The organism is Candidatus Acidiferrales bacterium, assembly GCA_035934015.1.
In the GTDB taxonomy this organism is placed as follows: Bacteria; Acidobacteriota; Terriglobia; order Acidiferrales; family UBA7541; genus DAHUXN01.
Map to the genome: position 1 here is coordinate 213,993 of DASYYH010000011.1, position 14,516 is coordinate 228,508.

General features: G+C 57.5%; 11 protein-coding genes and 1 tRNA gene. 5 read left to right on the forward strand and 7 right to left on the reverse strand.

What is annotated here, in order from left to right; all coding sequences use genetic code 11:
* Window positions 1-24: 24 nt before the first annotated feature.
* From VGR81_06010 to larC, 4 genes are read right to left on the reverse strand one after another with little or no spacing between them, the layout of a single operon-like run.
* Window positions 25-1,023, reverse strand: a complete 999-nt coding sequence (locus tag VGR81_06010; protein HEV2288493.1) for a polyprenyl synthetase family protein — start codon at window positions 1,021-1,023, stop codon at window positions 25-27.
* Window positions 1,024-1,051: 28 nt separating this feature from the next.
* The gene (locus tag VGR81_06015) at window positions 1,052-1,861 is read right to left on the reverse strand and encodes a TatD family hydrolase (protein HEV2288494.1); all 810 of its coding nucleotides are present in this window, start codon (window positions 1,859-1,861) and stop codon (window positions 1,052-1,054) included.
* A gap of 12 nt (window positions 1,862-1,873) precedes the next feature.
* Window positions 1,874-3,874: a methionine--tRNA ligase gene (gene metG, locus VGR81_06020; GenBank protein ID HEV2288495.1), complete on the reverse strand. Its 2,001-nt coding sequence runs from the start codon at window positions 3,872-3,874 to the stop codon at window positions 1,874-1,876.
* Complete coding sequence (larC, locus tag VGR81_06025; GenBank protein ID HEV2288496.1) at window positions 3,874-5,070, reverse strand: nickel pincer cofactor biosynthesis protein LarC; 1,197 nt, start codon at window positions 5,068-5,070, stop codon at window positions 3,874-3,876. Before larC ends, metG begins: the two co-directional genes overlap by 1 nt.
* Window positions 5,071-5,867: 797 nt before the next feature.
* Here larC and VGR81_06030 point away from each other — a divergent pair.
* Window positions 5,868-7,883: an arginine--tRNA ligase gene (locus VGR81_06030; protein ID HEV2288497.1), complete on the forward strand. Its 2,016-nt coding sequence runs from the start codon at window positions 5,868-5,870 to the stop codon at window positions 7,881-7,883.
* A 27-nt stretch (window positions 7,884-7,910) separates the two neighbouring features.
* On the opposite strand, the gene VGR81_06035 is transcribed toward VGR81_06030, so the two are convergent.
* Both VGR81_06035 and smpB read right to left on the reverse strand, forming a co-directional pair.
* Window positions 7,911-9,407, reverse strand: a complete 1,497-nt coding sequence (locus VGR81_06035; protein HEV2288498.1) for a leucyl aminopeptidase — start codon at window positions 9,405-9,407, stop codon at window positions 7,911-7,913.
* 9 nt (window positions 9,408-9,416) lie between these two features.
* Window positions 9,417-9,920: an SsrA-binding protein SmpB gene (gene smpB / locus VGR81_06040; GenBank protein ID HEV2288499.1), complete on the reverse strand. Its 504-nt coding sequence runs from the start codon at window positions 9,918-9,920 to the stop codon at window positions 9,417-9,419.
* Window positions 9,921-10,091: 171 nt separating this feature from the next.
* Here smpB and VGR81_06045 point away from each other — a divergent pair, with 171 nt between their 5' ends.
* From VGR81_06045 to VGR81_06060, 4 genes are all read left to right on the forward strand, one after another.
* The gene (locus VGR81_06045; protein HEV2288500.1) at window positions 10,092-12,368 is read left to right on the forward strand and encodes a cohesin domain-containing protein; all 2,277 of its coding nucleotides are present in this window, start codon (window positions 10,092-10,094) and stop codon (window positions 12,366-12,368) included.
* A gap of 61 nt (window positions 12,369-12,429) precedes the next feature.
* Complete coding sequence (locus VGR81_06050; protein ID HEV2288501.1) at window positions 12,430-12,867, forward strand: type II secretion system protein; 438 nt, start codon at window positions 12,430-12,432, stop codon at window positions 12,865-12,867.
* Window positions 12,868-12,878: 11 nt separating this feature from the next.
* The gene (locus VGR81_06055; protein HEV2288502.1) at window positions 12,879-13,307 is read left to right on the forward strand and encodes a prepilin-type N-terminal cleavage/methylation domain-containing protein; all 429 of its coding nucleotides are present in this window, start codon (window positions 12,879-12,881) and stop codon (window positions 13,305-13,307) included.
* Between the two features lie 93 nt (window positions 13,308-13,400).
* Window positions 13,401-13,477, forward strand: a tRNA-Met gene (locus VGR81_06060).
* Between the two features lie 301 nt (window positions 13,478-13,778).
* On the opposite strand, the gene VGR81_06065 is transcribed toward VGR81_06060, so the two are convergent.
* A complete protein-coding gene (locus tag VGR81_06065) occupies window positions 13,779-14,510 on the reverse strand; it encodes a dihydrofolate reductase family protein (protein ID HEV2288503.1) in 732 nt (243 codons plus the stop codon).
* Window positions 14,511-14,516 lie beyond the last annotated feature (6 nt).

Below are 14,516 nucleotides of genomic sequence, written 5' to 3' on the forward strand. Positions count from 1 at the left end.
AAATTTAGGAAATGAAGCGGGAAATCAGCTTTCGCGTTCGAGGATGAAGTCTGGCACGGAGAGCAGCGCACGGCGGTAATCGGAATCCTTGCACACATCCAGGCAAGCCTTCGCGCGGCTGGCGTATTCGACCGCCAGTTGTCGCGAATGCTCGAGCGCGCCGGAATTGCGCACCAGCGAAGTGATTTCCTCGGGCTTCACGCTCTGAAAATCTTTTTCGCGCAGCACGGTTGCGACTAATTCCCTGCCGCTGCGGTGCCCGCTGTGTCCCGCGCCATTGCCGGAGGTCCCATTTCGCAGCGCGAAAATCAGCGGCAGCGTGACCTTTCCTTCCTTCAAATCGCTCAGCACCGGCTTGCCCAGCTTTTCCGGCGACGCTGTAAAATCCAGCAAATCATCCACGAGTTGAAACGCCAATCCCGCCTTCCGCCCGTATTCCGCCAGCGCCTGCCGCGTCGAATCGTCGCATCCCGCCAGCACCGCTCCCAGCTCCGCGCATCCGCTGAAAAGGCACGCCGTCTTGCGATAAGAAAGATCCGTCGCCTCTCGTTCGCTCAGGTCGATGCGATCCAGACACGTGAGTTGCAACAGTTCGCCTTCCACCATGTTCTGCGTGAGCTGAATCAAAATATCGAGCACATCGAAATTCCGTTCTTCGAGCGCGATCTTGAACGACTGCATATAGAGCCAGTCGCCCGCCAGTACGCTCATGTGATTGCCCCAGCGCGCATTCGCCGAAGGCCGCCCGCGCCGCGTATTCGCGCCATCGATCACATCGTCGTGAATCAGCGTCGCGCTGTGAATCATCTCCACCACGGCGCCGAGCGGAATTGCGCTCGGCCCATCATACCCGCAGGCTCCGGCAGAAAGCAGCAGCAGCGCCGGACGCAGCCGCTTGCCTCCGCCTTCGCGCAAATAGCTTCCGATTTCCGCGATCGGCTGAATGGCTTCGCCCGTCTGCACGGCAATCTCCTGCTCGACCAGCGCCAGGTCGTCGCGCACCAGATCAAAAATCTCTCGCACTGTCAGAACGGCGATGACATTCCTCGATTCAAATCCGATTTGCCGAATGCGCGGCCGGTTGGGTCAGTCCGAAAAACCGCAGGAAATTATCTGACGTCGTCCGGGCCACTTCTTCCGGCGCTAAGTTTCTCACATTCGCCAACATCCGCGCTACCTCAACCACGTTCGCCGGCTCGTTCCGCTTGCCCCGCAATTCCTTCGGCGGCAGAAACGGCGAATCCGTTTCCGTCAAAATCTGCTCCAGCGGCAACTGCGCTGCCACTTCGCGCAGCGGCGCCATTTTCGGGTACGTGATGTTGCAGGCAAACGAAATCCGAAATCCCATCTCGATTCCCTGCCGCGCTCTCGCCAAAGTCCCCGTGAAGCAGTGAAAAATCCCTCCCAGCCCGCTCGGTCGCCAGTCCTCCTCCAAAATCTTCAGGCAGTCCGCCCACGCGTCCCGGCAATGGATCACAATCGGCAGCTTCGCCTCGCGAGCAAGCTGCAATTGCCGCCGGAAAACGGCTTGCTGCACATCTCTCGGTGAATGATCGTAATAATAATCGAGCCCGATCTCGCCCCACGCGATCACGCGCGGATGCATCGCCAGCCGCGCAAGTTCCGCGTACCATTCTTCCGTCGCCAGCTTCGCTTCGTGCGGATGGACTCCCACCGTGCCGTAAATCCAGTCGTATTTCTCCGCAAAAGGAATCGCTGCATCCAGCCGGTCCGACGCCGTCCCGCTCCCAATCGCCAGAATCGTCGTGACGCCGGCCGCGCGCGCACGTCCCAGCATCTCCTCGCGGTCGGCGTCGAACTGCGGAAACTCCAAATGCGCGTGCGAGTCGATAATCTCCAAGTATCCGCCCTCTTACTTCAACCGCGCGCCCGCCGGCACATCTTCGGTAAACGTACACAGAACCGGCTTGCCATCCGGCCCCGTCGACGCCGCCACGATCATCCCGTTCGATTCCACACCGCGCAACTTTCGCGGCGCCAGATTCGCCACCACCACAACTTTCTTTCCGATTAAACTTTCCGGCGTATACGCCACGGCAATTCCCGCCACCACCTGCCGCACCTCTTCGCCAATATCCACCAGCAGCTTTAGCAGCTTGTCCGCGCCGGGCACGCGCTCCGCCGATTTCACCACTCCCACGCGCATCTCGACTTTCGCAAAGTCCTCGATTCCGATCTTTGCCGCGCCTGCCGCAGCTCCGCTCAGAGCCGCGCCGCCTGCCGTTGCCCCAGCCGCCGCGCTCGCCGCCGCCGGATTTCGAATTTCTTCTTCCATCGCTTCGATCCTTTCAAACGCTTCCTTTTTGTCCACGCGCGGAAACACTGCTTCCGCTTTTCCAATCTGAAACGCTTGTCGTGCCTCTCCTGCCCCATTCGCTTTCTGTTCCGCCAGCGCTTTCAAAGACTGCTCGCTGATCGGTGTGCTGTTTCCCAGTTGCTCCCAGATTTTCTGTGTCGCGTGCGGCAGCACCGGATGTGCCAGCACCGTCACGATTCGCAGCGCATCGTACGCCTGATAAAGCACCATCTCCAGCCGTCCCCACTTCGCCCTTTCCTTCACCAGCACCCACGGCTGAAATTCCACCAGATACTTGTCGATCTCCCCAATCAGCCGCCAGATCGCTTCGAGCGCCCGCGAAAAATCGTAAGTCTCGTAATACCGCAGCGCTTCTTCGCAAACTTCCCGCTTCAATTTCTCCACTTCCGCATCGCGCCCATTTTCTTCTTTTGCCGGACGCCGCGGCACGCGTCCGCCAAAGTATTGCTCGATCATCGTCAGCGTCCGGCTGGCCAGATTCCCCAGCCCGTTCGCCAGATCCGCGTTGTAGCGCGTCAGCAGCGACTCGCGGCTAAAATTTCCGTCCTGCCCAAACACCATTTCGCGGAGCAGAAAATAACGCAGCGCGTCAATCCCCAGCACACGCGCGATCGGCTGCGGATACTGCATATTCCCGCGCGACTTGCTCATCTTTTCTTCCGCGAAAAGCCACCATCCGTGCGCAAAAATCTTCTTCGGCAGCGTTTCTCCCGCCGCCATCAGGAAGGCCGGCCAGTAAACCGCATGAAATCGCAGAATTTCCTTGCCGACCAGATGCACATCCGCCGGCCAGTATTTTTCGAATTCGATTTCGTCGTCCGCGTAACCCACTCCCGTCATGTAGCTCGTCAGCGCGTCATACCAAACATAGAAAATGTGCTTCTCATCCGCCGCAAACGGAATGCCCCATTTGAACGACGTCCGGCTGATCGAAAGGTCGCGCAGTCCTCCGCGGACAAATGCCAGCACTTCATTCCGCCGCGATTCCGGCTGCACGAAATCTGGCTGCTTTTCGTAAAGTTCCAGCAATCGCTCCTGAAACGCTGAAAGCTTGAAAAAATAATTCTCTTCCATCACGCGCTCCGTCGGCCGCTTGCACTCCGGGCAAAGATTTCCCGGCAGCGGCTCATCCACGTACATTTCGTCGAAAACGCAGTATTGCCCCTCGTATCCGCCTTTGTAGACGTATCCCTGATCCTGCGCCTTGCGAAACAGCATCTGCACCGCGCGCTCGTGCCGCGGCTCCGTCGTGCGCACGAATCGGTCAAACGGCAAATCCAGTTCCCGCCACAGCGCGCGATATTCCGCCGAAATCCGGTCGGCGAATTCCTGCGGCGTCACGCCTGCTTCCTTCGCAGCGCGTTCCACTTTCTGCCCATGTTCATCCGTACCTGTCAGGCACACCACGTCGTATCCGCACATGCGCTTGTATCGCGCAATTGTGTCCGCCACGACGCTCGTATACGTATGCCCGAGGTGCGGCCGCGCGTTCACGTAGTAAATCGGCGTGGTCAAATAGAATTTCGGTTTGGCCATCAGCTGTTTTTCATCTCGTTGATTTTTTGAAAATGGAAATTCACCGTCGAAAGCACTTGCTTGAGCGGCAAGCCTTTCTCCGCCGCGATGCGCTGGCAATCTTCGTACTCCGGCGCCGCATTCAGCACCGTCCCGTTCAGCCGTGCAATCTTCACCCGCACAGTCCCGAGCGGCGTCTCCACTGGAACGCTTTGCCGTTCGAGCGTCCGCCGGAAAACTTCATGCGTGCGCACGCCAATCGTCGTCGTCTCGCGAAAAATCAAATCCATCAGCCGGTCGCGGTTCGCTGGCTCGCACAGCAGCGTGATGAGCTGTCCCGGCCGGTTCTTCTTCATCTGCACCGGACTCGAAAACACATCCAGCGCGCCCGCCGCCAGCGCCTGCTCCGCGAAGTACCCGTAAATCTGCGGGCTCATGTCGTCCACATTCGCCTCAATCACCGCCACGGCCGCGTCTCCGTAGACTCCCGTCTTTTTCTCCGCTGATTCGCCAATCAGAATCCGCAGCACGTTCGCCTGCTCGGCCAAATCCGCCGAACCCGCTCCGTATCCGACCGCATTCAACTGCATTGCCGGAATTTTCCCATAGCTCGTCGCCAGCGTCGTTGCAATCGCCGCGCCTGTCGGCGTCACCAGTTCCTTTTGCACGCCGCTCGAAAATGTCGGCACGCCGCGCAGCAATTCCGCCGTCGCAGGAGCGGGCACGGGCAGTACGCCGTGCTCCGTTTGCACCCGCCCGCCGCCCACATCCATCGCTGAGCACGCAAATCCTTCGATCCCCAGCAAATCGAATCCAATCGCCGCTCCCACAATGTCGATAATCGAATCCACCGCACCGACTTCGTGAAAATGCACCTTTTCGACCGAAATATTGTGAACCTTCGCTTCCGCTTTACCCAGCCGCTGAAAAATATTCCCCGCTCGTTCCGCAGCGCGCGGCGCAAGGCCTGCCTCGTCAATCATCTTCAAAATATCCGACAAATGCCGGTGATGATGACTCGCTCCCGCTTCGACATGCACTTTCGTCGCCGCAATCGCCTTCCGTTTCACGCGCTCAGCCGAAATCGTCCAGCCCGTGAACCGCAGTTTTCGCAGCTCCGCTTCGAGCGCTCGCAACTCCACGCCCGCGTCAACCAGCGCTCCCAGCACCATGTCGCCGCTGATCCCCGAAAAACAATCGAAGTATGCGTATTTCATTTCGGCCGTCGAATCTCTCGCCGCAGCGCGCAATTGATCGCCGACATCTCACTTCCGCGCTGTCTCGCGAATCCTAAATACTATGCTGCGCTCCAAAACGTGTCAAACTGCCTCAGTTTCATGGGCTGGGTCAGCTCGAATTTTCTGGATCGTGACACAAGGAGTCAAAATTCGAACGGACCCATCGCTCATTTTTCGTCTCATGAATGCCATTGCGTTCACTTCGCGATCGGCAAACTCCACAACCACTAGCTCTTCCAACCCCCTCCCCTTTCGTGCTAGTTTGCCTTGCGGCGCGTATTGAGCGCCCAGGACGAGAACTAAAGTGAGCGCGTCAAAAAACTCGAGGAACGACAGCGTGGTGGATACAAAGCCCCGCAGGCTCGTAACTCCGTCCTCCCCCTCGTCATCCCGAACCCAGTCGCGCTTCGCGCGAATGGCGGTGAGGCTTGCCCGCTGGGGCGGGGACCTGCTTTTGCGTGCGCCTCATCCTACTTGCCCCGGCCAACGAGGGCACCAAGGCCGGCAAAAGGCCGGTCTTCGGGTGGCCCGTCCTTCGCTGTGGTTGCGAAAGGTGGGTAAGGTCGTCATTTCTAATCGCAACACGTCTGAAATTAGAATTGCCCGTAACTTACACAAAACAAAGGTTCTCCAAATTTCTAATCGACAATTTTTGCACTGTTTTCTCGCCTGTCGTTCTCGCTCCTTCCGGCCTTCCCCCATCGGCTCCCGACTTTTGACGCGCTCCCAGCGGCTCTCTATAATCGGCCGCTCTTCTCCCGTCAGAAAGAGACTCTGTGTATCAGCCAATTGAAATAAATTTCCGTAATGCGCTCGCCGCATTCATCCGCGAGAACTACGCCGTCGAAGTAAATGTCGTCACCGAGCGCCCGCCCCGCCTCGAAATGGGCGAAATCGCCTCCCCCGTCTGCTTCGAGCTGGCCAAGCGTCTCAAGCGCGCCCCCCGTCAGATCGCGCAAGAAATCGCTCAGGCGATGAATTCACTCGCCGCCGTGGGTGTAATCCGAGGCGTCGCACGATGCGCCGTCGCCGGTGGCGGCTATGTGAACGCGTTTCTCGACCGCGCTGCATTTTTCCGCGCCGCCTGCCGGCTCGCTGGCCATGAAAATATCGAAGCGGGCGCGGACGCTCCGAAAGCAATCGTCGAGCATACCGCCATCAATCCGAATAAGGCGGCGCACATCGGCCATCTCCGCAATGCCGCCATTGGCGACACGTTCGTGCGTCTGTTGCGCCATGCCGGCCACCGCGTCGAAGTACAAAACTACATTGACAACACTGGCGTGCAAGTCGCCGATGTCGTTCTCGGATTCATTCATCTCGAAAAAAAATCTCTCGACGAAGTACGCGCCATCGCCGCCCAGTCGCGCTTCGATTATTACTGCTGGGATTTATACGCGCGCGTGACGCAGTTCCTCGCGGAAGATAAAACGCGCCTCGCCCTGCGCGGCCAAGTGATGAAGGAAATCGAGGAAGGCCACGGCCCCGTCGCGGAAATGGCCGATTTTGTCTCCACGACGATTCTGCACGCCCATCTCGCCACCATGGATCGCCTGGGAATCGACTACGATTTGCTGTCGCGCGAGAGCGAAATCCTCGGCATGAAATTCTGGGACGCCGCGTTTCAGATGCTCAAGGAACGCGGCGCGATCCGTCTTGCCACAAGCGGCAAGCAGGCCGGATGCTGGATTATGCCGCTCGGCGACACGCCCGAGAGCGAAAGCGAAACGGCAGAAGAAGGCGTGGCCGAAGCGAAAATCATCGTGCGTTCAAATGGCACAGTCACTTACGTTGGCAAGGACATTGCTTATCATCTCTGGAAATTCGGCCTGCTCGATCGCGATTTTCACTACGCGCGCTTCCACAAGCATCCCGATGGCCACGTCGCCTGGGTCACGACAATGGGCGACGCGGAAAAAGGCGCGCCTGCCTTTGGAAAAGGTCACGAAGTCTACAACGTCATCGATTCCCGCCAGAAATATCCGCAGCAAGTCGTGCGCGAGGGTTTGCGCGCGCTCGGCTTCACGGATCAGGCCGATCATCTCGTGCATATTGCGTACGACGTTGTCGGCTTCACACCGCGCTGCGCCGCCGAACTCGGCTACACCATCACCGAAGAAGACGCCAAGCGCCCTTATATCGAGATGAGCGGACGTCGCGGACAGGGCGTGAAAGCCGATGATTTGCTCGACGAGATGAAAAAACACGCCCTCGCCGAAGTCGACGCGCGCCACCGCGATTTTTCCGAAGTCGAACGCGACACCACAGCCGGCGCTATCGCAATCGGCGCGCTGCGTTATTTCCTGCTGAAATATACACGCACGGCCATCATCGCTTTCGATTTCAAGGACGCGCTCAGCTTCGAAGGCGAGACTGGCCCGTATGTCCAATACGCTGTCGTTCGCGTGAATGGAATTTTGCGAAAAGGTATGGAGCAAAATCCGGGCTACGATGTGGAAGGGGCGGGTATCCGCCGGGATTTGGAAGCTGGAGAAATTGATCTGGCGCCGCTTTTGCAAGCGCCCAATGACGACATTTGGGAAATCGTCCTGCTTGCCGGCTCATTGGGTGCACGCATCGAAGCCGCTATCGCCGCGCAGGAGCCTGCATTTGTCGCGAAGTATGCCTTCGAACTCGCGCAGGCTTTCAACGTTTTCTACCACAAGCACCACATACTTTCGGAATCCGATCGCGTGAAAAGAGTCTTTCTCCTCCGCGTCGCACTGCTCGTCAAAGATCAGCTCGTCGCCGCGCTCGCCCTCCTCGGCGTCTCCGCCCCGGAGAAAATGTAGGTCTTCGGCCGTGCGCTCTCCGACGATTCACATCTTTTTCATTGCGAAATCGACCAGCGTGCGCACGGCGATGCCGGTGGGACCGGACGCGGACCAGGGTTTCGCGTCGTCGCACCAGGCGGTTCCGGCGATGTCGAGATGCACCCACGGCGTGTCCTCCGCGAACTCCTTGAGGAACCAAGCGGCGGTGATCGCTCCCCCGCCTTTGCCGCTGCCGGTATTGCGAATGTCCGCGATTTTGCTCTTGATCATCTCCTCGTATTCGTCGTCAATGGGCATCGGCCACATTTTTTCACCGGCGGCGCGTGCGCTTTCGAGGACACGGTCGAGAAATTCGCGCGGAGTGCCGAATGCACCGACGTGAACGTTGGCGAGAGCGACGACGATGGCTCCGGTGAGCGTGGCGGCGTCAATGAGATGCGTGGCGCCGAGTTTTTTCGCGTACGCGATCCCGTCCGCCAAAATCAGACGGCCTTCTGCGTCGGTGTTAATCACTTCGATCGATTTTCCGGACATCGCAATTTGCACATCGCCCGGTTTTTGCGCGCGGCCACCGGGCATGTTTTCGGTAGCGGGGACCACAGCCATCACTTCGACAGGCGGTTTGAGACGGGCCAGGCCGCGCAGCACGGCGAGCATGGTAGCTCCGCCGCTCATGTCCGTTTTCATTTCCTCCATATTGGCGGCGGGTTTGATGGAAATTCCCCCGGTGTCAAACGTCACCGCTTTGCCAACCAGCGCGAGAACCGGCGCGCCAGGTTTTTTCTGCGCGGGCCGGTAACGCACGACGATCATTCGCGGCGGCTCCACGCTTCCCTGCGCGACGCCGAGCAGCGCGCCCATTTTTAATTCCGCCATTCGCTTCTCGTCGAGAATTTCGATCTCCAGGCCAGCCTCTTTCGCCATCGCTTCGGCGCGGTCAGCGAGGATTCGTGGCGTCAGGCGATTCGATGGCTCGTTGATGAGGTCGCGCGCAAAATTCTCCGACTCTCCGATGATTTTCCCGCGCTCGACTGCCGCTGCTACTTCGCTCTGCGCTCCTGCTGCAAATCCAAGCAGAAAAACTTTTTCGATCACGCGATTGCTCTTTTTGTCCGTCTGGTATTTGTCGGAGTCGTATTCCGCGTGGAGCAATCCTTCGACAATGGCCTCCGCCGCGGCCGGCGTCCGGTCTTTTTCACCGGCGAGAAACGCGATGGTCTTTGCGCCGCGCGAACGAAGATAGCGCAAGGCCGCGCCAGCGATTTTTCGCAGTTCGGCGTGCGAAAATTTTTCGGGCTTCCCCGCGCCGACAATCAGCAACCTTTGTGCGCCCAATCCCTGCGGATAATGCAGCAAAGTCATTTCCAGCATCTTGCCGGTCATTTCTCCGGTCTGCGCCAGCGGCTTGATTTTTCCGCCAGTCGCGCGATCCAGTTCCGCAACGGCTCCCTCGACACGTGCTTCTTTCTCCCCGAAAACATAAGTGACGATTGCGTCCGCGGTAACGGACGAAAATGGCTGGCTTTCGATTTGAATCTGCATGTTCCCCTTTCAGTGCCGCTTGTAGCGGTGCATTGCTTCTCTGGCTTCGCGCTTGTCTTCCTTTTCGCGTTCGGCCTGGCGGCGATCCCACGATTTTTTGCCGCGTGCGAGCGCGAGTTCGCACTTGGCCATGCCGTCGCGAAAGTAAATTTTCAGCGGAATGAGCGTAAGCCCTTTTTGCTGAATCTGCCCGCTCAATTTGTCGATTTCGCGCCGATTGAGCAAGAGTTTGCGCGGGCGCAGCGGCCCATGATTCCACGGCCCGCCGGGGCGATATTCGGGGATGTGGCAATTCATCAGCCAGATTTCCCCGGCCTTCACATCGGCGTAGGCATCGCGCAGTGAAGCCTTGCCCTCGCGCAAAGTTTTCACTTCCGTTCCGACAAGCACAAGCCCCGCTTCATATTTGTCGAGGAGCTCGTAGTTGTAGGAAGCGGCGCGATTCTGCGCTGCAATTTTGGCCGCGGAAAAATCTTTTTTCTTGATCGAAGATTTCGTCGCCGGTGTCACCATTTGTATGATATCCGCGACGGCAAACGCGGGCAAGCCAATGGGGAAAGAGGACGAAATGGCGAGGCCGATCAGGCAGTCACGGAATTGTAACGATAACTTGCACTTTCGTTGTTGCATCCTAAGGTGAATGCTAGACTGAAAAGGAAATTCCACTCCGAGCGGAGGGGCGATTTGCGCCGCATCGTAATTGCTTCTTTTCTTGGGCTTGCCGTAACGTGGCTGGCGGGCTGCCCAAAGGGAAATCAAGACTACAAAGTTGGCAGACGAGCCGAAGTCACCGGCGATTATGATACCGCCGTCGTCGAATTCGATAAGGCACTCAAGACGGACCCTCTGAACGCCGAATTCAAGCTGAGCGATATTCGTGCGCGGTTCGAGGCGGGACAATTTCACGTCGAGCAAGGCGAAAAAGCATTGAACCAGGGCCAACTGGAACTGGCTCTTTCCGAATTTCAGAAGGCCGAGGCCATGGACCCTTCGAGCGCCGTCGCCATCCAGGACGCGCAGAAAACGCTTCAGCTCATCGCCAAAGCCCGGGCCGCGGAGCAACCCAAACCCATTAGCACGGCCGCGCCGGAAGACGAAGGGCTAATGTCAGCGCCGCCGGAATTGAAGCCTCTCTCGCGCGAACCTCTCAACGTCAGATGGTCGAACACAGATGCACGAATGATTTTCAGGACCATCGGGCAGCTTGCGGGAATCAGCGTGATTTTCGATCCGAGTTTTGTACCCAAAACCATCACTGTGGATTTGCCGAATGTGACGCTGGAGCAGGCACTGGATGCTGTGTCGCTCGAATGCGACGCGTTCTGGCAACCGGTGACGAGCAACATCATTTTAGTGGCCACGGACAATGTGCAAAATCGCAATAAGCTGCAGGACGAAGAGGTACAGACCTTTTATCTTCGCAACACGACAACGCCCCAGGAACTTACCGAAGTCATGACTGGCTTGCGCCAACTTCTCGACATTACTCGCATCCAACCGGTCAGCTCGGACAACGCGATCGTAATTCGGGCGACTCCAGCCAAACTCATGCTGGCGAGCAAAATCATCGCGGGGCTGGACACGCCGAAGGCGGAGGTCGTCCTGCAAGTGGATGTGTTGGAAGCGCGACTGGATCACGAGCGAACTTTGGGAATTCAGCCGGGACAGAGCGCGAGCCTGGCGTTCACGCCGCGAAGCTCGGTTCAGCCGAGTTCGAGCACAAGCAGCAGCTCGAGTTCGACAGGTACAACTTCGACGCCGCAGATTACGCTCAATAATTTAGCGCATTTGTCATCCGCCGATTACAGCCTGACCCTGCCGGGCGCGACTTTGAATGCATTGCTCACCGACGACACGACGCGGATCATCCAGGATCCAACCGTGCGCATCACCGATGGCGCGACGGCGAAGCTTACTATTGGCGACAGGATTCCGATCGCGACTGGAAGCTTCCAGGCGGGACTCGGAGTGAGCGGCAGCACGGGGATCAGCCCGCTGGTGAACACGCAATTCCAGTATCAAGATGTAGGCGTGATCATGTCCGTGACGCCGCGCGTGCATCCGAATGGCGACGTGAGCATGAAGCTCTCAATCGAGGTTTCCTCGGTCACCGGCGAGACAAATATTGGAGGGATTCAGCAGCCGATCATCAGCAAGAGATCGATCGAACATGACATCCGGCTAAGCGATGGCCAGACGAGCATTCTCGGCGGCCTGATTACACGATCGCAAACTAAGTCGCTGAACGGCTGGCCAGGCTTGGCGAACATTCCGTTCCTGCGCTATTTCTTCGCGAGCCAGGATATTCAAACGCAAGATGACGATGTTTTGATCGCGCTGACTCCGCATGTGGTGCGCATGCCGGGTATCACGGCAGATGATCTGCGCTCTATTGCTGCAGGCACAGATACGAATGTGCGTGTCTATACACAGGACGAGGACGGCTTGCCAATGGCCGTGGCATCCGAAGCGCAGAATCCGGGATCGAGCACAGCCCCACCTGCTTCCGGCGGCCAGACGGGCACCGCGAATGCCGCACCTGGCTCCGGGACGGCGCTGGAATTCCAACCTTCCACGATTTCGCTCAAGACCGGGGACACGATGACGATTGGCCTTGCGGTCAACAACGCTCACGATCTCTATTCCATCCCCATCATGCTCCAGTACAACCCGGCAGTCATCCAAATCGAGGACATACGCAACGGCGGGTTTCTCTCCGGAGGCACGCAGGAAATTGCCATCGTTCAGCAGGAGAATGCGCAGCAGGGACAAGCCGTGGTTTCGGCGACGCGCCGACCGAACACGCCGGGAATCAGCGGCACGGGAACGCTCCTCGGAATCGTGATTAAGGCGATTGCGCCGGGGACTTCGCAACTTCAAGTCTTGCAAGTCAACGCCCGCGATTCGCAGCAGAAGCCGATTCCGATGACCACCGGGATGGCGACAATTCAAGTGCAGTAGCGCGAACAACGCCATGCAGCAGATACGATCGAAAATTCGACTAGCTGGTTCCTCTGCTGGCATGACACTGCTCGAACTGCTGGTTGCGTGCAGCATTCTGATCATTCTGGCTGGTATGGCGATCCCGATGGCACGCGTGCAAATCAAGCGGCAAAGAGAGGCGGAATTGCGCCAAGACCTGCGCGAAATGCGCGATGCCATTGACCGCTACAAGGACGCCGCGGACCACAACCTGATTCAGGTGCAAGCGGACACGGAGGGTTACCCGCCAGACCTCCAAACGCTGGTGGATGGCGTGCAGTTGGCCGGCGCGCCGGACCGGCACGTGCGATTTTTGCGCAAAATTCCGGCCGATCCGATGACTGGCAACACGGATTGGGGGTTGCGCTCCGTGCAGGACGATCCGGATTCGGATAGCTGGGGCGAACAGGACGTCTTTGATGTATTTTCGAAATCGCAAGACACGGCGCTGGACGGCACGAAGTATTCGGACTGGTAGGAGAGATTTTTGTGATTCGCGAGCTATTCAGGCGGCACAATCAGGCCAAAAGCACGGCCGCGGGCTTTACGCTGATCGAGTTGATGATCGTCATCACGATTATCCTCATTCTTATGGGGATGGCCGCGACACGCTATGACCGGTCCATTACGCGAGCAAAAGAAGCGGCGTTGCATCACGATCTTTCCGTGCTGCGCAGCGCAATCGAACAATATACGCTCGACAAACAACAGGCTCCACAATCGCTCGATGACCTGGTGAGCGCGGGATATTTGCGGCAAATCCCAACCGACCCGATCACAGGGGCGAAGGATTGGGTTCCTGTGACGTCGGACATGTTGATGAGCCCGGATCAAACGGGGAACGGCGGAATTACAGACGTGCATTCGTCGTCGGACCAAGTGTCATCGTTCGAAAATACGCCTTACAGTTCATGGTGAGTTTCGTCTTTTTTTTAGCCAGCCCTTTTCCGCCGATTCTTGCTCTCCGCTGAATTGTTTGACCGCCCTCGATGATTTCCGATATGATGAGTTCGCGGGGTGGAGCAGCCTGGTAGCTCGTCGGGCTCATAACCCGGAGGTCGTTGGTTCAAATCCAACCCCCGCAACCACTTCTCTTCCCCCAAGTTGATCCGCTTCGAATGAGCCCGCACCGGGCTGACTTTTCTTTGGCGCCGCTACGCGGCTGGGGCGGGAGGTCGTCAAGCGGTTCAAATCCAACCCCCGCAACCACTTTTCTTCCCCCAAGCTGATCCGCTTTGAATAAATGCGCCGGCTTTCGTCGTTACCTCTGTACTGCAACTTTCTCCAGTACGAAGTGCGATTTGTCCAAAGCAGCGCGGTCAGCGAACGCGACTCAACTGATGTGCATGATTGCCGCCAAGCTAGCGAGACCACAAAACCGATCTTTTTTCACTGTTTCAGGTAATGAAGCGCGACGCATCCCGATTTGAAAATCTTCGATTCAACAAGTTTTAGCTGCAATCTCTCCCGCAGGCTAACACCCTCAAACAGCCGTCTCCCTTCTCCTGCGAGGATTGGCCCAACGACAAAATGATATTCGTCAACCAGACCAAGCTCGATAAGTTGTGAAGGAATATCTACGCCGCCGACCAAAATATTCTTGCCTCGTGCCTGTTTCAATTTCAATGTTTCATCGCGAAGGTTCCCGCGAACAATTCGCGTATTTCTGTCTTCAGCACTGGCTAATGATCGTGAAAAAACGATTTTGTTGATGGAGTCAAATGTCCGAGCAAATTCTGCGTCTGACTTTGTCGCAGACGGGTCTTTTGCTACATCCGGCCAATAGGGAACCATCAATTGATACGTTTTACGCCCAAAGGCGAGCAGATCAACATCTCGAATGAGGTGCGCAGAATATTCGAACGCTTCTTCATCGACAAATTGTTTGGTGTGGTCGACGCAGCCATCCAGAGTCGTGTGGATTGCGTAGATTAGCTTTCTCATTGATTGTTCTGATCTCCTCTTCTCTATCTGCCAGTGCTGATGAGAAAGCAGAGCCGCCAGCGAACCCGACTCAGCTGGCATGCATGATCGCTGCCAAGCTAACAAGGCCACGAAACCGATCCCTTTTCTGTCGGGCCGTCCTTCAGCGTGCAGTCTTCTGTCGCCGTCGTTGCTCACTTGCCT